The 21,728-nt window shown below is 71.7% G+C and carries 15 protein-coding genes; 2 read left to right on the forward strand and 13 right to left on the reverse strand.

Annotation, left to right across the window (positions count from 1 at the left end; translation table 11 throughout):
* Positions 1-58 precede the first annotated feature (58 nt).
* Positions 59-2,938 carry a bifunctional glycosyltransferase family 2 protein/CDP-glycerol:glycerophosphate glycerophosphotransferase gene (locus MTF69_RS15635; RefSeq protein ID WP_243334806.1) on the forward strand — a complete coding sequence of 960 codons (2,880 nt, stop codon included), beginning with the start codon at positions 59-61 and terminating at the stop codon, positions 2,936-2,938.
* A complete protein-coding gene (locus tag MTF69_RS15640) occupies positions 2,935-4,110 on the forward strand; it encodes a glycosyltransferase (RefSeq protein WP_243334808.1) in 1,176 nt (391 codons plus the stop codon). The genes MTF69_RS15635 and MTF69_RS15640 overlap by 4 nt, the downstream gene beginning before the upstream one ends.
* Positions 4,111-4,193: 83 nt before the next feature.
* Here MTF69_RS15640 and galE read toward each other — a convergent pair whose 3' ends face one another.
* From galE to rodA, 13 genes are all read right to left on the reverse strand, one after another.
* Positions 4,194-5,183: a UDP-glucose 4-epimerase GalE gene (gene galE / locus MTF69_RS15645; RefSeq protein ID WP_243334810.1), complete on the reverse strand. Its 990-nt coding sequence runs from the start codon at positions 5,181-5,183 to the stop codon at positions 4,194-4,196.
* A 131-nt stretch (positions 5,184-5,314) separates the two neighbouring features.
* On the reverse strand, positions 5,315-6,937 hold the full coding sequence (locus tag MTF69_RS15650; protein ID WP_243334812.1) for a glycosyltransferase family 2 protein: 1,623 nt from the start codon (positions 6,935-6,937) through the stop codon (positions 5,315-5,317).
* Between the two features lie 129 nt (positions 6,938-7,066).
* Positions 7,067-8,509 (reverse strand): GTPase ObgE, encoded by a 1,443-nt coding sequence (gene obgE, locus MTF69_RS15655; protein WP_243334813.1) that lies wholly within the window; start codon positions 8,507-8,509, stop codon positions 7,067-7,069.
* Between the two features lie 180 nt (positions 8,510-8,689).
* Positions 8,690-8,944 (reverse strand): 50S ribosomal protein L27, encoded by a 255-nt coding sequence (gene rpmA / locus MTF69_RS15660; RefSeq protein ID WP_030013081.1) that lies wholly within the window; start codon positions 8,942-8,944, stop codon positions 8,690-8,692.
* 13 nt (positions 8,945-8,957) lie between these two features.
* Positions 8,958-9,278 (reverse strand): 50S ribosomal protein L21, encoded by a 321-nt coding sequence (gene rplU, locus MTF69_RS15665; RefSeq protein WP_214950890.1) that lies wholly within the window; start codon positions 9,276-9,278, stop codon positions 8,958-8,960.
* Positions 9,279-9,768: 490 nt separating this feature from the next.
* Positions 9,769-13,806, reverse strand: coding sequence for an Rne/Rng family ribonuclease (locus tag MTF69_RS15670; RefSeq protein ID WP_243334815.1), 4,038 nt, complete (start codon positions 13,804-13,806; stop codon positions 9,769-9,771).
* Between the two features lie 241 nt (positions 13,807-14,047).
* Complete coding sequence (locus MTF69_RS15675) at positions 14,048-14,839, reverse strand: TIGR03936 family radical SAM-associated protein (protein ID WP_243334817.1); 792 nt, start codon at positions 14,837-14,839, stop codon at positions 14,048-14,050.
* A 135-nt stretch (positions 14,840-14,974) separates the two neighbouring features.
* Positions 14,975-16,054 (reverse strand): hypothetical protein, encoded by a 1,080-nt coding sequence (locus MTF69_RS15680; RefSeq protein WP_243334818.1) that lies wholly within the window; start codon positions 16,052-16,054, stop codon positions 14,975-14,977.
* Between the two features lie 51 nt (positions 16,055-16,105).
* A complete protein-coding gene (locus MTF69_RS15685; RefSeq protein WP_243334820.1) occupies positions 16,106-16,537 on the reverse strand; it encodes a PIN domain nuclease in 432 nt (143 codons plus the stop codon).
* On the reverse strand, positions 16,525-16,755 hold the full coding sequence (locus tag MTF69_RS15690) for a type II toxin-antitoxin system VapB family antitoxin (RefSeq protein WP_243334822.1): 231 nt from the start codon (positions 16,753-16,755) through the stop codon (positions 16,525-16,527). The genes MTF69_RS15685 and MTF69_RS15690 overlap by 13 nt, the downstream gene beginning before the upstream one ends.
* Before the next feature lie 158 nt (positions 16,756-16,913).
* Positions 16,914-18,839: a TIGR03960 family B12-binding radical SAM protein gene (locus tag MTF69_RS15695; RefSeq protein WP_243334824.1), complete on the reverse strand. Its 1,926-nt coding sequence runs from the start codon at positions 18,837-18,839 to the stop codon at positions 16,914-16,916.
* Positions 18,840-18,912: 73 nt separating this feature from the next.
* Positions 18,913-20,439 carry a CYTH and CHAD domain-containing protein gene (locus MTF69_RS15700; protein ID WP_243334826.1) on the reverse strand — a complete coding sequence of 509 codons (1,527 nt, stop codon included), beginning with the start codon at positions 20,437-20,439 and terminating at the stop codon, positions 18,913-18,915.
* 81 nt (positions 20,440-20,520) lie between these two features.
* A complete protein-coding gene (gene rodA, locus MTF69_RS15705; RefSeq protein ID WP_243334827.1) occupies positions 20,521-21,723 on the reverse strand; it encodes a rod shape-determining protein RodA in 1,203 nt (400 codons plus the stop codon).
* Positions 21,724-21,728 lie beyond the last annotated feature (5 nt).

Consider the following 21,728-nt stretch of genomic DNA (forward strand, 5'->3'; position numbering starts at 1 on the left):
GCGAGGGCGGCGCACGCTAGCTTTGACGGGATAAGCGCAAAGAAAACGAGGGATCGAGGTGCACGTGCCTGACGTCTCCGTGGTCGTCATCGTCTACAACGACGCAGAGCGTCTCCCGGCAGCAGTCCAGTCGGTTCTGGACCAGACCCTGCACGGGGTCGAAGTCGTGATCGTCGACGACTGCAGCAAGGACGGGTCCTACGCGGTCGCCCAGAAGCTCGAGACCGCGCATCCGGGGAGGGTACGCGCCTTCCGGCTGCCGGAGAACAGCGGGGGCTGCGGCGCCCCGCGCAATCACGGAATCCAGCAGGCCACCGGCACCTACGTCATGTTCCTGGACAGCGATGACGTGCTGGAACGCAACGCCTGCCGCAACATGCTGGACGCCGCCGAACGGACCGGTTCCGACCTGGTCTCGGGCATGTGCGTCCGGGTCCACCTCGACAGCCGTTCGGGCAAGACCACCGAGTGGTACCCGTGGATCTACGCGCGCACCCGCACGCTGGAGTCGATCACCGAGTACCCGGACCTGCTGGTCTTCGACACCCTCTCCACGAACAAGTGCTACCGCCGCGCCTTCCTGCTGGAGCAGGGCCTGGAGTTCCCGGTGGGCATCCACTACGAGGACCTCCTCTTCTCCGCGCAGGCCTACGTCGCCGCCCGCCGCATCACGCTCATCCCGAACCGCGTCTACTACTGGAACGTGATCGAGAAGGCCTCGGCGAAGTCGATCAGCAACCGGCGCCACGAGATCGAGAACTTCGTCCACCGGATGGAGATCCACCGCCGCGTCGACGAACTGCTGGCGGCCAAGGGCCACGCGGAGATCAAGTCCGCGAAGGACATCAAGTTCCTCAAGCACGACCTGGTGCTCCACCTGCGGGACCTGCCCCTGCTCGGTGACACCTACCGCCAGGAGTTCGCCCGGCTCGCCAACGGCTACCTGGCCGGCATCGACCCGGCCGCGTACGACAACGTCAGCAACCTCCAGACCATCTGCGCCTACCTGCTCGGCAAGGAGGACTGGGACAACCTGCTGCCCGCCGCCGACGCCATGACCAACCAGGGCCGGCTGACCTCCCCTCTCGCCGAGCGCGACGGGCGCGTCTACTGGTGCGACCGGCACATCGACGGCCCCGACGCCGACACGGCCCGCCGGATACTGGACGTCACCAACCAGCCCTACGTCGGCGCGCCGCTCGCCTCCCTCACGCTGGGCAACCGCCTCACCGCGTACGAGGACGACGGCCGCGGCACCGTCACCCTGTCGGGTGCCGTGGTGAACCCGCTGGGCCGGATCCACCCGGACGTGCAGCTGAAGGCCTCGCTGGAATTCCGTGCCCGCCGGCAGATCGGCGTCCGCTCCTTCACCTTCCCGGTGGCAACCGTGCGTCACGCGGGCGACACGATCGAGTGGAAGACGACGGCCGACATCGGCAGCACCGTCCGCCCCCTCGGCATCATCGACGCGGTCTGGGACGTACGCCTGAAGTTGACGGCCGGCCACGACCGCCTCAACACCCGCGTCTCCGTCGGCGGGGTCGACCTGGACAAGGCGGCCCGGCTGCGCGTCCGCCCGAGGCTGACCCGGCTGGTCTCCGACCGCTTCGAGCCGGAGATGACCAAGAAGGGCAACCTCTCCTACGTCCTGACCGCCGAGGGCGCCGCCGCCGTGCGCACCCAGACGCTGATCGACGGCGCGATGCACGGCAAGGCCGCCGGCCTGGTCAAGCGAAGCCTGCGCAAGGCCCTGCGGGCCCGCCGCAACCTCGGCTCGGGCGAGCAGAAGGTGAAGGTCTACCACGAGGTCTTCTCGAAGCTGCCCGTCAAGAAGGGCACGGTCGTCTTCGAGAGCCACATGGGCAAGCAGTACAGCGACAGCCCGAAGGCGGTCTACGAGGAGCTGGTGCGCTCCGGCGTGCAGTTCGAGGCGATCTGGTCGTACGCGGGCGCCAAGCCCACCGGCTTCCCCCAGGAGGCCACCCTGGTGAAGCGCTGGAGCTGGGCCTACCTGCGGGCGCTGGCGCAGGCCGAGTACTGGATCGACAACCAGGGCTTCCCGCTGGCGCTCGCCAAGCGCCCGGGGACCACCTACATCCAGACCTGGCACGGCTCGGCGCTCAAGCGGATGGGCTTCCACGAGCCCCGCACCAAGGCGCAGGACCGTGCCGGCCAGGGCCGCTTCCAGGCGGCCGTCGACCGCTTCGACCACTTCCTGATCCGCTCCGAGCACGACGCCCGCACCCTCGCCAAGGGTTTCCGGCTGCGTGAGGAGGTGCTGTTGCGCACCGGCTACCCGCGCAACGACGCCCTGGTCGAGGCCCACCGCGCCGAGGCGAACAGCGGCGAGCGGATCCGCGGAGCCCTGGCGGGCGAGTTCGGCATCGACCCGGAGAAGAAGGTGCTGCTGTACGCGCCGACCTTCCGGGCGAGGGCGGACGGCACGGTGGAGGGCTTCACGTTCCCCTTCGACGTGGAGGAGTTCGCCGACCGGCTCGGCGACCGCTTCACGCTGCTGGTGCGCACCCACTACCTCAACAGCGTCACGCTGCCGCCGTCGGTCGCGGGCCGGGTCATCGACGTGTCCCGGCACCACGACATCACGCCGCTGCTGGCGCTCGCCGACGGTCTGATCACCGACTACTCGTCCGTGATGTTCGACTACGCGGTGCTGGACCGGCCGATGCTGTTCTTCGCGTACGACTACGAGAAGTACGCGAACGACATCCGCGGCACGTACTTCGACCTCAAGGAGAAGGCCCCCGGCCCGGTGGTCGCCACCGCGGACGAACTGCTCCAGGCCCTCGCCGCCTTCGACGAGGCGGATGCCAAGTACGCCGAGGCGCGCCGGCGTTTCCTCGCCGAGTTCGGCGAGTACGACCGTGGGGACGCGGCCCGTCGGATCGTCGAGAAGTTCTTCACCAGGAGCGGCAAGTGAGCCAGCAGACTTCCACCGCCCCGGACGGCCGTGACGTCTTCCTCGTCTCCAACAGCGTGGACGAGCTCGGCGGCGTGACCACCTGGTCGCACCAGATGGCCCGGCTCTTCAGCGACCGCGGACACCGGGTCCACGTCATCGGCATCACCCCCGTCGCCGAGGAGCTCCGCCAGCACCTCCCGGCGGACCTCCCCTACGCGGTGACCACGCTGTACCCGTCCCACCCGGCGGCGGCCCGCCGGCTGCACGGCATCAAGGGCCGGCTCAACGCGCCCGAACGGCGCCGCCAGGCGGCCCGCCGGGCGACGATGCGGGCCAAGGCGGACCAGCTGGGCGAGCTGCTGCGCGCGGCCCGCCCCGGCGCCGTGGTGATCGTCACGCAGGTCTGGGCGATGGAGTGGGTGGCCCTCGCCGACACCAAGGGGTGCACGGTCATCGGCATGAGCCACGAGTCCTTCGAGGCCAGCACCAAGTCCTCCCGGGGCCAGCGGGTCCGCCGGTACTACCGGGAGGTCGACCGCATGCTCGTACTGACCCCCGAGGACGCGGACCTCTGGATCCGTTCGGGCATGGAGAACGTCTCCAGCATGCCGAACCCGCTGCCGTTCATGCCCGCCTCCCCCGCCCCGCGCACCGGGAAGGTCGTGGCGAGCGTCGGCCGCCTCGCGTTCGAGAAGGGCATGGACCTGCTCCTCGACGCGTGGGCGGACGCCTCCCCGCACCACCCCGACTGGGTCCTGCGGATCTACGGGGCCGGCGTGGAGGAGGCGACCCTGCGGGCGCACGCCGCCGGGCTCGGCCTGGAGGACTCCGTGGAGTGGATGGGCAGCACCGGCGATGTGCTGGGCGCGCTGAACGGAGCCTCCGTCTTCGCCCAGGCCTCGCGCGCCGAAGGGTTCCCGATCACGCTGCTGGAGGCGATGGCCGCGGGTGTGCCGGTGGCCGCCTTCGACTGCGCACCGGGTGTCCGGGAGATCGTGACGCACGGCGAGGACGGGCTGCTGGCACGGCTGGGCAACACGATGGAGCTGGCCGGGCAGCTGGAACGACTGATGGCGAGCCGGGAACTGCGCGACCGGCTCGGCGACGCCGCCTTCCACAATGTGCAGCGGTACTCCAGCGTCGAGATCACCGACAGGTGGGAGGAGCTGTTCTCCTTCCTGGAGCGCTGAGCCCGGTACACCGTACGAAGAAGCCGCCCGCCCCGGAATCGATCGGGGCGGGCGGCTTCTTCGTACGGTGTACCGGCTCCGGCTCAGGCCTTGCGGTGGGCCTCCCAGCCCTCCCAGGCCGAGGTGATCATCTCGCGCACGTCGTGGCGGGCCTTCCAGCCCAGCTCCGCCGAGATCCGGTCGGCGGAGGCGACGACCTTCGCCGGGTCGCCGGCGCGGCGCGGGGAGACCGCGGGCGCGTAGGCGGCATCGGTGTGCCCGGTGGCCTCGTTCACCAGCTCGACCATCTCGCGGACGGAGACGCCCTCGCCGCGGCCGATGTTGACGGTGAGGTCCTTGTACTCGCCCTGCGCGCCCCATTCGACGAGCTTGCGGGCGGCCACCACGTGGGCCTCCGCGAGGTCGGCGACGTGGATGTAGTCGCGGATGCAGGTGCCGTCCGGGGTCTCGTAGTCGTCGCCGAAGATCCGGGCGCCCTCACCCTTGCCGAACCGCTCGAAGATCATCGGGACCAGGTTGAAGACCCCGGTGTCGGCGAGCTCCGGGGTCGCGGCGCCCGCCACGTTGAAGTAGCGCAGGCAGGCGGTGGAGATGCCGTGGGCCTTGCCCGCGCCGCGGACCAGCCATTCGCCGGCCAGCTTCGTCTCGCCGTACGGGCTCAGCGGCAGGCACGGGGTGTCCTCGGTGACGAGGTCCACGTCCGGCATCCCGTACACGGAGGCGGAGGAGGAGAAGAGGAAGGTGCGCACGCCCGCGGCGGCCACGGCCTGGAGCAGGACGGTGAGGCCGCCCACGTTCTCCTCGTAGTAGTGCAGCGGCTTCTCGACGGACTCGCCGACCTGCTTCTTGCCCGCGAGGTGGACCACGCCGGTGATCCGGTGCCGGGCGAAGGTCTCGTCCAGGACCTGCCGGTCGAGCACGGAACCGACCACCAGCGGGACACCCTTCGGAACGCGGTCGGCGTTGCCGGTGGAGAGGTCGTCCAGAACCACGACCTCCTCACCCGCAAGCAGCATCGCGCGGACGACGTGCGCCCCGATGTAACCGGCACCACCAGTGATCAGAAACGTCATGCGTGTCTCCTCAGTCCCGTTCGTGCTTCTCGTCCGGCTCCTGGCCGGCTCTTGGCCGGCTCTCGTCCGGCTTCCCGTCCGCCTTCTCGTCCGCCTTCTCGTCCCGGCCGCCGGGGCGGCCGGGTCCCGCTCTAACCGCGGACTATGCGGGCCCGGTTGAACCGGTGGCGGGCCAGGCTCATGACGCCCGTGGCGCCGGGCGCGAGCCTCAGCGCCAGCGATCCGCCGGTCGTGCGGTAAGGCTGCGCCAACAGCACACCGTACCGGCTGCTGGGCAGCACCCGCCGGTGGAGCAGACGGCGGAGGGGGCGCGGGGAGGTGAGTACGGAGCTCCCGTCGGCGCACTCCACGCTCAGCTTCACGTCCCACGCCTGCAAGCCGCGCCGGCCCTCGCCCCGCCCGATGCCCGCCAGTGTGGTGAGCCGGAAGGGCAGCTCCGCGGTCCACCGGTCGCCGTCCCCGGCGGGGCTGAGCTCCACCGGTTCGGAGACCAGCGGCTCGCCCTGGTCGCCCCGGGGCTGGAAGCGCAGCTGCACGGTGCGCGGGCCGGCCGCGGCGAGGCGCCCGTACAGGTCGTGCACCTGGATCCGGAGCCCTGCGTAGCCGTTCGGTTCGGCGTCGACGGTGATGGGCAGCTCGGCCGTCTCCAGCTGGTCCAGCCCGTCCAGCTCAACCGGCAGCGTGTCGCTCCAGACCGGCACTCCGGAGGGGCCGGTCGCGTACGGGGGCAGCAGGCGGGGCGGGTCGGCGGCGAAGCGGGTCAGCCGCCGCAGGTCGGCGGAGGCAGGCGGCGCCTCGGTGGCGAGCAGCACCCGGACGATCCAGCGGGCGTGCGCCCCCGCAGCCTCGATGTCGGCGTCGGAGAACCCGGCGATGTAGTCACGGGTCAGCGTCCACCAGGCGGCCTGGTAGCCGGGGTCCTGGCCGATCTCGCGCAGGTACATGCGCAGGTCGTACTCCAGGAACTTGACCTGGCAGGCCCGGCCCAGCTCGGCCGAGGAGACGGTCATGAGGCGGGAGGCCACGCGGTGGGCCTCCACGCGGGCCCTCCAGTTGCCGACGTCCTTGCGGTCCAGGGAGATGGACACCTGGGCGGCGTTGCGGCGCACGTGCCACACGTAGACGAGCTCGCCGATCACCGCGATGCGGGGGCGGGCCGCCAGCACGCGGGCGGTGAACACGAAGTCCTCGTAGATGAACCGGCCGTCCGGGAAGCGGATCCCGTGCATGTCCAGGAAGGCCCGCTCGTACAGCTTGTTGACGCAGAGGGTGTCGCGGACCAGTTCCGGCCGGTCCGCCGGGCGGTCGATGACCTCGCCCGGCGTGTACAGGCCGGGCACCCAGGGCACGTCGCGGCTCTCGGGCAGTTCACGGCGGACACAGGAGCCGACCGTGACCGGCGAGCGGTGTTCCCCGGCCGCGCGCACCAGGGCGTCGATCGCCCCGGCGGGCAGGACGTCGTCGCTGTCCAGGAACATGACGTACGGGGCGGTGGCGGCCGCGATCCCGTCGTTGCGGGGGGTGCCACAGCCCCCGCTGTTCTCCGTGCGGTGCACGACCTTCACGCGGGGGTGGCGGGCCGCCAGCTCGTCGAGCACCTGGGCGGTGCCGTCGCTGGACGCGTCGTTGACCGCGATGACCTCGGCGACGACCGGACCCTGGGCGAGAGCCGAGGAAACGGCCTGCCCGACGAGCTCGGCATCGTTGTACGCGATCACGACGACGGCAACAGTGGGGGTTTGGGTGCTCGTCACCCATGGATCCTAGGCCACCCGGGTAAACGTGACCTTAAGACGCGTCACCCTGACGGGGGATAAACGGAACCTGTGACCCGCCTGTGACGACGGCCGGAGACCCGGCCGTCGCCCTTGGCGGCGGTCCGGTCAGAAGGGACGGAACTCGTCGTACTCCTTCTGGGCGGAATCCCGCTCGGCTTCCTTCTCCTTGCGGCGCGTGGTCGCCGGACGCGGCGCCTCCAGACGGTGGTCCTCACCGCGGCGGCCCAGCATCTCGGCGCCGGCCATCATGGTCGGCTCCCAGTCGAAGACGACCGCGTCCTCGTCGGAACCGATGGCGACGCCGTCACCCGCACGGGCACCGGCCTTCTTCAGCGCCGCCTCGACACCGAGGCGGTTGAGCCGGTCGGCGAGGTAGCCGACGGCCTCGTCGATGTTGAAGTCGGTCTGGCGGACCCAGCGCTCCGGCTTCTCGCCGCGCACGCGGTACACGTCCTCGGCCTCGTCGTAGGTGATGGTGAAGCCCGAGTCGTCCACGGCCTTCGGACGGATGACGATGCGGGTCGCCTCCTGCTTCGGCGCACGGGCGCGGAACTTCGCGATGACCTCGGCGAGGAAGTAGGACAGCTCCTTCAGGCCCGTACGGTCGACCGCGGAGACCTCGAAGACCTTGTAGCCGCGTGCCTCCAGGTCCGGGCGGACGATGTCGGCGAGGTCCTTGCCGTCGGGGATGTCGACCTTGTTGAGGACGACGAGGCGCGGACGCTTCTCCAGGCCGCCGCCGTAGAGCTTCAGCTCCTCCTCGATGGCGTCGAGGTCGGCGAGCGGGTCGCGGTCGGACTCCAGGGTGGCGGTGTCCAGGACGTGCACGAGGATCGAGCAGCGCTCGACGTGGCGCAGGAACTCCAGGCCGAGGCCCTTGCCCTGGCTGGCGCCGGGGATGAGGCCCGGGACGTCGGCGATCGTGTAGACCGTCGAGCCGGCGGTGACGACGCCCAGGTTCGGGACGAGGGTGGTGAAGGGGTAGTCGGCGATCTTCGGCTTGGCCGCGGAGAGCACCGAGATCAGCGAGGACTTGCCGGCGCTCGGGAAGCCGACCAGTGCCACGTCGGCGACGGTCTTGAGCTCCAGGATGACGTCGCCGCCGGTGCCGGGGACGCCGAGGAGCGCGAAGCCGGGCGCCTTGCGGCGGGCGGAGGAGAGCGCCGCGTTGCCGAGGCCGCCGCGGCCGCCCTCGGCGGCCACGTAGGTGGTGCCCTGGCCGACGAGGTCGGCGAGGACGTTGCCCTCCTTGTCGAGGACGACGGTGCCGTCCGGCACCGGCAGGATCATGTCCTCGCCGTCCTTGCCGGAACGGTTGTCGCCCGCGCCGGGCTTGCCGTTGGTGGCCTTGCGGTGGGGGCTGTGGTGGTACTCCAGCAGAGTGGTGATCGACTGCTCCACCACCAGGATGACGTCGCCGCCGCGGCCGCCGTTTCCGCCGTCGGGGCCGCCGAGCGGCTTGAACTTCTCCCGGTGAACGGAGGCGCAGCCGTGGCCCCCGTTACCCGCGGCGACGTGCAGCTCGACGCGGTCCACGAAGGTGGTCATGGTTGTTCCTCCAGATACAGCGGGAATATCCCGGAAAGCCCGGGGGGTAGGCCTTGCTACCCATTAAACGTGTCTATGTGACAACGCGCCGAGGGCGGACCTCTCTTCCCGGCTCGCGCCGGGAAGAGTTGAGATCCGCCCTCGGGATGCTTCGGACTACTGATTCAGCAGGAGCTGAAATCAGGCAGCCGGAACGATGTTGACGACCTTGCGGCCACGGTGCGTGCCGAACTCGACCGAACCGGCCTGCAGCGCGAACAGCGTGTCGTCGCCACCACGACCGACACCCGAACCCGGGTGGAAGTGGGTGCCGCGCTGGCGGACGAGGATCTCACCAGCGGAAACGACCTGACCGCCGAAGCGCTTCACGCCGAGCCGCTGAGCGTTGGAATCGCGCCCGTTCCGGGTGGACGATGCGCCCTTCTTGTGTGCCATGTCTCAGTCCCTCTTACTTCGCAGCCGCGGGGATACCGGTGACCTTGATCGCCGTGTACTGCTGGCGGTGACCCTGGCGACGGCGGTAGCCGGTCTTGTTCTTGTACCGAAGGATGTCGATCTTGGCACCCTTGTGGTGGTCCACGATCTCGGCCTGGACCTTGATGCCGGCCAGGACCCACGGGTCGCTGGTCACGGCTTCGCCGTCGACAACGAGCAGGGTCGAGAGCTCGACCGTGTCGCCAACCTTGGCAGTGGGAATCTTGTCAACTTCAACGATGTCGCCGACAGCAACCTTGTGCTGGCGACCACCGCTGCGCACGATGGCGTACACGCGGATCTCTCTCTCACTCGAGTTCGGGAACCCCTGAAGCCAGCCGGCCCCGCGGAACCGCAGGCCGGCCTCCCCCGAGCCGCGAGGCGGTCCGGGAGGTGAGGTGCTCAGTGGATTGGCGTGCGCATAGACACGCCAGCGACCTAGGTTACGGGGCCCGGTCGGAGGGGTCAAACCGGGGTCCGGAGCGGCGCCCCGCCGAGCCCGCCCGCCCTTCCGCGGCACCGCCCGTGGGCTCTGTGCCGGGGCCGGCCGCACGTTGCCCGCCTGGTCTGTGACCCGTTCGAGGCCGCCCGACGGCCGTGTACGCGTACGTCGTCGTGCCGTGGCCCTGCGTCGGCCCCGTTCCGCACCGGGGAGGCTCCGGGCCCTTGTGGCGGCGTGCAGCCGCCGTGGGCGTATGTGCCATGTCTCAGTCATCCTGCGGAAAAGGCCCCGCCCGGCACCGAATGCGGTGCCGGGCGGGGCCGGGTGGAGCGGGATCCGCGGATCAGGCTTCGGTCGGAGCCGAGACGGAGGGCAGCGTCTGCTGCTCGGCCGCCGCGGTCTTCTTCGTCGCCCGCTTCGTGACCGTCTTCTTCGCGGCCGTCTTGGCCGTCGTCGTCTTCTTGGCCGCGGTCTTCTTCACGGCCGCCGCCTTCTTGGCCGGGGCCTTCTTCACCGCGGTCGTGGTCGCCTTCTTGGCGGCCGTCTTGCGGACCGCCTTCTTGGCGGGAGCCGCCGGGGCGGCCTCCTCCACGACCGTCTCGGCCTCGGCCGGGGTCTCCACCGGCGTCTCGACGACCAGTACGGCCGCCTCAGCGCCCGCCGGGGAACCGGCCGGAGCCGTGGCCTTACGGGTGGCACGGCGACGCGGACGGGCCGGCGCGGCCTCGGCCACGGGCTCGGCCGGGGTCTCCACGACGACCGGCTCGGCGACCTCGACGGTCTCGACGGCGATCTCGGGCTCCGGCTCCGGCTCGGCCACGGGGGCCTCGGCAACCGGCTCCGGTGCCTGGACGGCCTCGGCCGGGGCGCCCGCCGGAGCGGTCGCCTTGCGGGTGGCACGACGGCGGGTGCGGCCCTTGGGGGCCTCCTCCACGACCGGCTCCGCGACGACAGCCTCGACGACCTCGACGACGGCCTCGGGCTCTGCCGCCGGGGCGACCTCGACGAGCTCCTCCTCGACCACCGGCTCCGGCTCGGCCACGGGGGCCGCGGCCGCCGGGGCACGGTCCGTCGCCGCACCGCGCGGGGCGCCCGCCGGAGCGGTCGCCTTGCGGGTGGCGCGACGGCGGTTGCGGCGCCCGCTCACTCCGGCAGCGGCTTCGGCCTCGGCCGGGCTGCTGTAGAGCTCCTCGTCGGCGACGAAGGGGGGCTCGGGCAGCGCCACGGGGGCGGCGGCCTCGGCAGCCACCTCCGCCTCGGACTCGATCTCGTAGACATCGCCCTCGGCTGTGTCCACGGCCTCGATCTCGTGGTCGTGCTCGTGTCCGGCCTGGCCACCGCGGCGCTTGGAGCGCTTGCCGTTGCCACCGCCGCCGACCACGGTCGGGGTCTCCATGTGCACGATGACGCCGCGGCCGTTGCAGTGGACGCAGGTCTCGGAGAAGGACTCCAGCAGACCCTGGCCCACCCGCTTGCGGGTCATCTGGACCAGACCCAGCGAGGTCACCTCGGCGACCTGGTGCTTGGTGCGGTCACGGCCCAGGCACTCCAGCATGCGCCGCAGGACCAGGTCGCGGTTGGACTCCAGGACCATGTCGATGAAGTCGATGACCACGATGCCGCCGAGGTCGCGCAGCCGCAGCTGACGCACGATCTCCTCGGCCGCCTCCAGGTTGTTCCTGGTGACGGTCTCTTCGAGGTTGCCGCCCTGACCGGTGAACTTGCCGGTGTTGACGTCGATGACGATCATCGCTTCGGTCTTGTCGATCACGAGCGAACCGCCCGAGGGCAGCCAGACCTTGCGGTCGAGCGCCTTGGCGAGCTGCTCGTCGATCCGGTACGTCGCGAAGACGTCGACCTCGGAGGTCCAGCGCTTCAGCCGGTCGGCCAGGTCCGGGGCCACGTGGTTCACGTAGCCGTGGATGGTCTCCCAGGCGCTGTCACCGCTGACGATGACCTTCGAGAAGTCCTCGTTGAAGATGTCGCGCACGACACGGACGGTCATGTCCGGCTCGCCGTACAGGAGGCTCGGCGAAGAGGTCGAGATCTGCTTCGACTTCTTCTGGATGTCCTCCCACTGGGCCTGCAGACGTTCGACGTCGCGGCGCAGCTCGTCCTCGCTCGCACCCTCGGCGGCGGTGCGCACGATGACGCCCGCGTCCTCGGGGACGATCTTCTTGAGGATGGTCTTCAGGCGCGCGCGCTCGGTGTCGGGCAGCTTGCGGCTGATGCCGGTCATCGAGCCCTCGGGCACGTAGACCAGGTAGCGGCCGGGCAGCGAGACCTGGCTGGTCAGGCGGGCGCCCTTGTGGCCGATCGGGTCCTTGGTGACCTGGACCAGCACGGACTGGCCGGACTTCAGGGCGGACTCGATGCGGCGCGGCCCGTTGGCCATGCCGAGCGCCTCGAAGTTGACCTCACCGGCGTACAGGACGGCGTTGCGGCCCTTGCCGATGTCGATGAAGGCGGCCTCCATGGACGGCAGCACGTTCTGGACCTTGCCCAGGTAGACGTTGCCGACGTACGAGGTGGCTTCTTCCTTGTTGACGTAGTGCTCGACGAGCACGTTGTCCTCGAGGACGCCGATCTGGGTGCGCTCGCCGGACTGGCGGACGACCATGACGCGCTCGACGGCCTCGCGGCGGGCCAGGAACTCGGCCTCGGTGATGATCGGGACGCGGCGGCGGCCCTGCTCGCGGCCCTCGCGGCGGCGCTGCTTCTTGGCCTCCAGGCGGGTCGAGCCCTTGATGGACTGGACCTCGTCGGAGGAGGTGGAGCCGGCGACGAACTCCGAGCGCTCGCGCGCCGGGCGCGGCTCGCGGACCTTGACGACCGTGCGCACACCGTCGTCCTCGGCCGCGTCGGCGTCCGTACCACCGTCACCGCTGCGACGGCGACGACGCCGGCGACGACGGCTGGAGCTGGAGCCGAGGGCCCCGTTCTCCTCGTCGTCCTCGGCCTCTTCCTCGTCGGCCTCCTCGGCGGATTCGGCCTCGGCCTCTTCCTCGGCGGACTCGTCGAGGTCAGCGGCCTCACCGCGACGGCGGCGACGGCCACCACGGCGGCGACGGCGCGACGGGCGGTCGCCCGACTCGTCGGTCTCGTCCTCGTAGGCCTCGGTCTCGGCCTCTTCCTCGACCAGCTCTACGTCGGCCAGCGTGACCGGGCCGGACGGCGCGGCGGCGGCCGGAGCCGGAGCCACGGGTGCGGCGGTCTCGGCGGCGGCGCCGCGGCCACGGCGGCGGCGACGGCCGGCCGGCTGCGGGGCCGGAGCGGCCTCGACCTCGGCCTCGGCCTCGACGAGGTCGAGCTCCTCCTCCTCGACCTCCTCGGCCGGGGCGGCGGCAGCGGCGGCCGCGGCCATCATGGCCGCGGTCTCCGGGGTCTGGAACATCGGCTCGGCGAACACCGGGGCCTGGAACACGGCGACGGCGGGACGCCCGGCGCGGCGGCCGCGGGCCGGAGCCTCGGCGGCGGGCGCCTCGGCGGCCGGAGCCACGGGCTGCGCGGCGGCGGCCGGAGCGGTGGTGGAACGGGTGGCGCGGCGGCGGCCGCCGCGCTTCGGGGAGTCCACGGCGTCGGCGACGGTGACGGTGGCCTTGGCGGCCGCGGCCGGAGCCTCGGCGGCGGGCGCCTCGGGGGCGGTCACGGCGCGGGTCGCACGGCGACGGGCACGCGGGGCCGGAGCAGCGGACTCCTCGACGACCGGGGCGGCCTCGGCGACGGGGGCGGCCTCGGCGACGGGGGCCTGGGCGGCCGGGGCCTCGGCGACGGGCGCCTCGGGGGCGGTCACGGCGCGAGTGGCACGGCGACGGGCACGCGGCGCGGGAGCAGCGGACTCCTCGACGGCAGGGGCGGCCTCGGCGACCGGAGCGGCCACGGGGGCCTCGACGACCGGGGCCTCGGGGGCGGTCACGGCGCGGGTCGCACGGCGACGGGCACGCGGCGCCGGAGCAGCGGACTCCTCGACGACCGGGGCGGCCTCGGCAGCCGGAGCGGCAACCGGAGCCTCTACGACGGGCGCCTCGGGGGCGGTCACGGCGCGGGTCGCACGGCGACGGGCACGCGGCGCCGGAGCAGCGGACTCCTCGACGGCCTCGGCGACGGGGGCCGCCACGGGAGCCTCGACGGCGGACGCCTCGGGGGCGGCCACGGCGCGGGTCGCACGGCGGCGGGTACGGGCCGGGGCGGCGGCCGGGGCGGCCTCCTCGGCGGGCGCAGCGGCCACCACGGGCGCGGGAGCGGCTTCGGCGGCGGCTACGGCACCGCCGGGCGGGCCGGCCGGCCGCGACGCGGCGCGCCGGCGCCTGCGCGGCGGCAGGTTGTCGCTCGGGCTGCCACTGTCGGCGGCGTTGATGTTGTCGTTTTCGTTGTTGAGCATGCGGGGTTTCTCCCGTCACGCTCCCGGGCGCCGCGGCTGACTTCCGGTCCGGCACGGCTCCGCGTAATGAGCGCGGAGCCGGCCTCCGGGGCGCGTTCGCCACACGGGAGCTCAGTTCAATGGCCGCCGGTTCCGTACGTGTGGTCCGTACGGCCTGGCGGAAGTCTTCAAGTCTTCAGGTCTGTGCGCGGCCCGACCCAGGTGGCTCCCGAGTCCCAGGGCTGCGCGACGACGACGATCCCTACGCGGCGGGACCTTCCGGCGCCTTCGCGTCGGCGGTTACGGCCGCCGTGGGTGGGGCGGTCGTGACAGCCTCGCGGTCGGGCGCGAGCGGGTCGGTCACCGTGCCGGACTCCTCGTCGAAGAGCCCCTGCGCCAGCCTGGTCACCGCAGCGGGGACCGGCGGCGTTAGGTCGGCCACAGCTCGGAGACCGGACAGGACGTCGTCGGGTCGCACGGCAGGTGTCAGATGCCGAACAACCAGCCGCAGTATCGCACAAGCATTGTCCAGCGGCCTATCAGCCTCTGTGGTGGCCGTAACGGGAACCACTTCCAGGCTGACCACGGCGCCGCGCGTGTCGAAGGTCCGCATGCCGTTCTTGGTACGGCGCTGGACCTCCACGGCCTCGGCCGCGAGGAAGGCCTCCACCGCCTTCTCCGCGTCGCCGGGCTCCACGCCTTCGAGGCGCAGCTCCCACACGGAGGCCGTCAGCCGGTCGGCGAGACCGGAGGTGTGCGCCTCGACTGCGTCGATGATGTCGAGGCCGACGGGCATCGACTCGTCGAGCAGCTCGCGCAGCACCGCGGGGTCGCGGGGCTCGGCGAGGGCGATCTCCAGGTACTCGGCCTCGCTGCCGGTCCCGGTCGGGGCGGCGTTCGCGTACGAGACGCGCGGGTGCGGGGTGAAGCCCGCCGAGTACGCCATGGGCACCTCGGAGCGGCGCAGGGCCCGCTCGAAGGCGCGCTGGAAGTCCCGGTGGCTGGTGAACCGGAGGCGGCCGCGCTTGGTGTAGCGCAGGCGGATGCGCTGCACTACCGGTGCGGGAGGCGGGCCTTCGGGCTGTCGCTTGCCCAGTGGTTCATCTCCTTGTGCGGGGCTCCGCGGCTCGCGCGTCGCCCTGAGGTCTGTGGGGCCTGCGGGCCTCGCCTGCCCTCCGGCTCACCCCTGCTACTTACGCAGGGAGATCTCGGGGGCGGGTGTGTCGCCTGCGGCTCTGTTACTACCCAGAGTACGCGCCTGTGACCTCGCCGGTTCCCGGGGCGGCCCCCCGAACAATGCCCGCCGTACGTCGGCCCGCGCCTCGCGCACCGCGAGGCGGGAGGTCCGCCACACCTCGCCGACCGCGCGGCCGACGGGAGCGATCGCCTGCCGGTGCACCGACCGGGCCACCCGACGGCCGACGGCCCACCCGGCGCGCAGCACGTTCCCGACGGGGGTGACCACGTGCCGGCGCAGCCATCCGGTGGGCCGCACGACGGCCCACCGCCACAGCCACACCAGCCCGCGCCCCAGCGCCCGGCTCACCCGCCCCGCGAGGTGCCACGCCCCGACGAGCAGCCCCCAGAGCGGCACGAGCAGGTACGCCCACACCCCCCGCCCGACCGGCGCCAGCAGGTAGGTCCACAACCCCACCACCACGGGGCGTACGAGATACCGCCACAGCGCCACCCACGGCCAGACGAACAGGGCCTTCGCCAGCCAGGCCACGCCGGCCGCGAACCCCCGGGCCAGCCATCGCAGTGCGTGCCCGACAGGGGCGAGGACGTACCGGTACAGCGCGCCGCCCGGCAGCACGAGCAGGTAGCGGACCGCGCCCACGAGCACCCAGGCGATGCCCCGCCCGGCGGGCAGCAGCCCGTACTCCCAGACCGGGACCAGCAGGTACCGCCAGAGCCCCAGGCCCGCCGGCCTCAGCAGATACGCGTAGACGGCCTGCCCCACCGGGAGCATGACGTACCGCCACAGACCCACCCAGGGCCAGTAGAAGACCAGCTTGAACAGGGCCGAGATCACCCACCCGGCCCCCCGCAGCACCGGCAGCACGGCCCGCTCGTACAGCCAGATCAATCCTTGTCCCAGCGGCCCGAGGACGGTCCGGTTCAGCATCCGCGCGAAGGCGACGAGCAGGTCCCAGACCACCCGCAGGGGCAGCACGACCAGCACCGCCACGATCCTGACGGGAATCCGTACGACCCCCACCAGGCAGCCGTCCCCCTGCGGCGCCGGCAGCGCCTTCTCCAGTTCCATACCGCTAAGGACACACCACGGCCCGGGACCGTTGCGCCAAAGGGCCTGCCTTCAGTCGATGGAGCCCGGCTCCGCGAGCCAGCGGGTGCGCAGCTCGATGTGCTTGGCGAGCGTCTCGAAGTCCCGGTCGTAGTGCAGCACCGTCAGGCGGTGCCGCGCGGCGGTGACCGCCACGACCAGGTCGACGACTCCCGCGGAGCGCACACACCCGGCTTCGGCCAGGACGCTCTGCGCGGCGCCGACCCTGGCCCAGACGTCGTCCGGGATCTCGTGCCACACGTACAGGTCCGTGAACGCCTGCCGCATCTGCGCGTACTGGGCCGCCGAGCGGGCGGAGTACAGGGCCTCGGCCTCGGTCACCGCGCACATGCCGATGCGTCCGGCGGCCAGTGCCGGCCGCCATGTGGAGAACGGCCCCGGGAGGGTGATCCGGTGCGCGGCGGAGGTGTCGATCAGGAAGTCGCCCTCGGTCAGCTCCCCCACGGCCCACGCACCTCCGCCTTGAATCCGGGCTCTCGCCCCTTGTCGAAGGCGCCCTCTTCGTCGAGCTTGATGAGGGCTTCCAGAGCTCGCTGCCTGCGGAGCCGTGCTCCTATTTCCTCCAGCGCCGCGTTGACCGTGTCCTTCTTCGTGGTGGTCCCGAGGGCTTCCATCGCGAGCGCGAGGGCTTCCTCGTTGATGTCGATCACGGTCTTGGCCATACCGGCCACCTCCTGGCAGCAAGCACGGAGTATTCCTCCGAGCACCCTTCAAGGATATCCGCAGGCGTCAACCGCAGGAACGATAATCCGGCGATCGAATGAATATGCCCCCCACCGTTCCCGGTGGGGGGCATAGACGGGCCGGCCTCAGCCGCAGGTCACTTCACGACCGACAGGGGAAGCAGCTTCTTGCCCGTCGGGCCGATCTGGATCTCCGTCGAGAGCTGAGGACACACGCCGCAGTCGAAGCAAGGCGTCCAGCGGCAGTCCTCGACCTCGGTCTCGTCGAGGGCGTCCTGCCAGTCCTCCCAGAGCCAGTCCTTGTCCAGGCCGGAGTCGAGGTGGTCCCAGGGGAGGACCTCCTCGTAGGTGCGCTCGCGGGTCGTGTACCAGGCCACGTCGACGCCGTGGGCGGGGAGGGTCTTCTCCGCCGCCTGCATCCAGCGGTCGTACGAGAAGTGCTCGCGCCAGCCGTCGAAGCGGCCGCCCGACTCGTACACGGCGCGGATGACGTCGCCGATGCGGCGGTCGCCGCGGGACAGCAGGCCCTCGACGATGCCGGGCTTGCCGTCGTGGTAGCGGAAGCCGATGGAGCGGCCGTACTTCTTGTCGCCGCGGAGCTTGTCGCGGAGCTTGCCCAGGCGGGCGTCCGTCTCCTCGGCCGACAGCTGCGGGGCCCACTGGAAGGGGGTGTGCGGCTTGGGGACGAAGCCGCCGATCGAGACGGTGCAGCGGATGTCGTTCTGGCCGGAGACCTCGCGGCCCTTGGCAATGACGTTGACCGCCATGTCGCCGATCTGGAGCACGTCCTCGTCGGTCTCGGTCGGCAGGCCGACCATGAAGTACAGCTTCACCTGGCGCCAGCCGTTGCCGTACGCCGTGGCGACCGTACGGATCAGGTCCTCTTCCGAGACCATCTTGTTGATGACCTTGCGCATGCGCTCGGAGCCGCCCTCGGGGGCGAAGGTCAGACCGGAGCGGCGGCCGTTGCGGGTCAGCTCGTTGGCCAGGTCCACGTTGAACGCGTCCACGCGGGTCGACGGCAGGGACAGGCCCACCTTGTCGTCCGTGTAGCGGTCGGCCAGGCCCTTGGCGATGTCCGCGATCTCCGTGTGGTCCGCTGAGGACAGCGAGAGGAGGCCGACCTCCTCGAAGCCCGTCGCCTTGAGGCCGCGCTCCACCATCTCGCCGATGCCGGTGATGCTTCGCTCCCGCACGGGGCGCGTGATCATGCCGGCCTGGCAGAAGCGGCAGCCGCGGGTGCAGCCGCGGAAGATCTCCACGGACATCCGCTCGTGGACGGTCTCGGCGAGCGGGACCAGGGGCTGCTTGGGGTACGGCCACTCGTCGAGGTCCATGACGGTGTGCTTGGACACGCGCCACGGAACGCCGGAGCGGTTCGGGACGACGCGGCCGATGCGGCCGTCCGGCAGGTACTCGACGTCGTAGAAGCCCGGCACGTAGACGCCGCCGGTCTTCGCGAGGCGCAGGAGGACCTCCTCGCGCCCGCCCGGGCGGCCCTCGGCCTTCCACGCGCGGATGATCTCGGTCATGTCGAGGACGGCCTGCTCGCCGTCGCCGATGATCGCGCAGTCGATGAACTCCGCGATCGGCTCGGGGTTGAAGGCCGCGTGGCCGCCCGCGAGCACGATGGGGTGGTCGACCGTACGGTTCTTCGCCTCCAGCGGGATGCCCGCGAGGTCCAGCGCCGTCAGCATGTTGGTGTAGCCGAGCTCGGTGGAGAAGGAGAGCCCGAAGACGTCGAAGGCCGAGACGGGGCGGTGGCTGTCCACGGTGAACTGCGGCACCTTGTGCTCGCGCATCAGCTCTTCGAGGTCCGGCCACACGCTGTACGTGCGCTCCGCGAGGACGCCCTCGCGCTCGTTGAGCACCTCGTACAGGATCATGACGCCCTGGTTGGGGAGCCCGACCTCGTACGCGTCCGGGTACATCAGCGCCCAGCGGACGTCGGCGCTCTCCCACGGCTTGACCGTGGAGTTGAGCTCACCGCCGACGTACTGGATCGGCTTCTGGACGTGCGGAAGCAGGGCCTCAAGCTGAGGGAAGACCGACTCGGTCATCACGCGACTTTCGTGAAGCGGGCAGGGGGCGACTCTCAAGCGTACCCCGGGGCCCGGCGCGCCCCCGCCCGCACGATCAGCCGCGCACCACCGCGGCCGGGCGCGCGGTGGCCGCCCACACCTGCGGCAGCTCCCGCTCGCGGCGCTCGGCCAGGGCCTCCTCGCGGCCGTAGAGCAGGCCCCAGGTGAAGGCCGACTCCCCCGCGCCCGCCGCCTGGATCGCGAGTCCGCGCAGGGCTTCCCGGGCGACGACCCCGTCCTGGTGGTCGCCGAGCAGGCTCTGGACCGCCTTCACCGCTTTGGCCAGCTTGCGCGCGGGTTTGCCGAGGGCGGGGGCGGCCGCCTCGGCCGCGTACCGGGTGCGCTTGGCGGCCTTGCGGGCCTCGTGCAGGGCCAGGTCGCGGCCTTCGCCGGGGTCCATGGACAGGGCGCTCTCGATCCGGCCGGTGAGGCGTTCGTAGTCCGCGAGGACCGCCGCGGGCAGGGCCGACTCGGCGGGCCGGGCGGCGGCCTTCAGCAGCGGCGGGTCGGCCAGCAGGGCGTCGAGGGCGCCCAGCAGGACCACGTAGCGCCTGCTGTCGAGAGCGGCCAGCGCGGCGCGGCGCGAACCGGTGCGGCGGGCGACGTTCCAGATCTTGAGGCGGCCGCGCACCGGGCCGAGCACCAGGGTGCGCGGGAGTTCGTCGAGCCGGGTCTGGAGGCGCTCCAGCAGCACTTCCTGGTCGCGGTCGACGCCGAGCTCTGCGGCGAGCCAGCGGAGCTCCTCGCCGACCGGGCCGGTCTCGGCGGTGTCCAGGACCCGGCGGTAGGTCTTGAAGGCGCTGCGCAGCCGCCGGGTGGCCACCCGCATCTGGTGGACGGAGTCGGGCAGGCCCCGGCGTACGGCGGGGTCCTGGGCGATGAGGGTGTCCCGCTGTTCGCGCAGGTACGCGAGCACGTGCGCGCCCACCGTGTCCTCGGCGAGGCCGGGGCCGGCGCCGGCCGCCCGGGCCGGAGGTTCCCCGCCGGTCTCGGCCAGCGCCCGGGCGAGCTTGGAGGGGGCGTCGCTGACCCGGAGTCCGGCTTTGCGGAAGGTCTTCTCCACGGCGTCGAGCAGCGCCGGGTCGGCGCCGTCGGCGAGCTCGACCTCCACCTCGGTCCAGGCGGCGGTGGCGCCGGCGCGCTCGGCGCGCACCGCGTCCGTGGACAGCTCCGCGAGGAGGGCGCCGTCGGCGTCGAGGAGGTGGCTGAGCTTGCGCGAGGACAGGAGCCTGACCTGTGGTTCCAGCGGCGTGTCGCGGACGCGGGAGCGCAGCAGTGCGGTCAGCGCGTCCGGGAGGGTGTCGCCGAGGGGGGCGGTGATCTCGTCGCGCACGCCGGGGGCGACGGGCAGTTTGAGGTGCCAGCCGGCGTCCTTGCCGCCGGTGCGGCGGCGCAGGGTGAGCCCGTCGGCGGCCAGCCGCTGGTCGGGGGTGTCGTAGTAGACGGCGTCGAGCTCGGCCGTGCCCTGGTCGGTCACGGCCGCGATGGCGGCCGTGCCCGTCAGGTCGGGTACCCCGCGCCGTCCGGCCTTGGTGGTACTGAACTCGAATTTGCGCTCGATCTCGCGCTTCGTGTCCGCCATGAATCGAACGTAGTCCTGAACGGAGGACGGCGGGAAGGGAAACGGGGGGTGCGGCGGAAAACCGGCCCGGGAACCGACGGATCAGGCCGACATCGGCCGCTGCACCCTGATCGACTGGAGCAGCCCGATGGCCACCCACACGGCGAACATCGAGGATCCTCCGTAGGACACGAAGGGCAGCGGGAGGCCGGCCACGGGCATGATCCCGAGGGTCATGCCGATGTTCTCGAAGGACTGGAAGGCGAACCAGGCGATGATCCCGGCGCACACGATCGTGCCGTACAGCTCGGTCGTCTCGCGGGCGATCATGCAGGCGCGCCACAGGATGACCCCGAGCAGCACGAGGATCAGCCCGGCTCCGACGAAGCCCAGTTCCTCCCCCGCCACCGTGAAGACGAAGTCGGTCTGCTGCTCCGGCACGAACTGGCCGGTGGTCTGCGAGCCCTTGAAGAGGCCGGAGCCGGTCAGGCCGCCGGAGCCGATGGCGATGCGCGCCTGGTTGGTGTTGTAGCCGACGCCGGCCGGGTCGAGCTCGGGGTTGGCGAAGGCCGCGAAGCGGTTGATCTGGTACTCGTCGAGGATGCCGAGCTGCCAGATCAGGATGGCCCCGCCGACGCCCGAGCCGAGCAGGCCCAGCACCCAGCGGTTGGAGGCGCCGGAGGCGAGCAGGACGCCGAGCACGATGACGACCATGACCATGACGGAGCCGAGGTCGGGCATCAGCATGATGATGCCCATCGGGGCGGCGGCCAGGCAGAGCGCCTTGACGACCGTGCGGTGGTCGGGGTGGGCCAGGTCGCCCGCGTCCACCCGGGTGGCCAGCAGCATCGCCATCACCAGGATGATCGTGATCTTCACGAACTCGGAGGGCTGCAGCGAGAAGCCGCCGCCGACGACGATCCAGGCGTGGGCTCCGTTGATGGTGGCGCCGAGCGGGGTGAGCACGGCGATGATCAGCACGAGGGAGAGCCCGTAGAGGATCGGTACGGCGCCGCGCAGGGTGCGGTGGCCGAGCCAGATGGTGCCGATCATCAGCACGAGGCCGATGCCGGTGTTCATGGCGTGCCGGAAGAGGAAGTAGTACGGGTCCCCGTTGTTCAGCGAGGTCCGGTTGCGGGTCGCCGACCACACCAGCAGGGCGCCGATGAGGGAGAGGGCGAGCGCCGAGAGGAGTATCGGCCAGTCGAGCCGGCGCACCACGGAGTCGCGGGCGGTGAGTCTGGCCATCGCTCCCCGCTGCTCCGGCGCGTACCGGGCTACGGAGAATTTGTTGGCGGTCTGCATGTCGG

This window comes from Streptomyces sp. AP-93, from assembly GCF_022808175.1.
Taxonomy (GTDB): domain Bacteria; phylum Actinomycetota; class Actinomycetes; order Streptomycetales; family Streptomycetaceae; genus Streptomyces.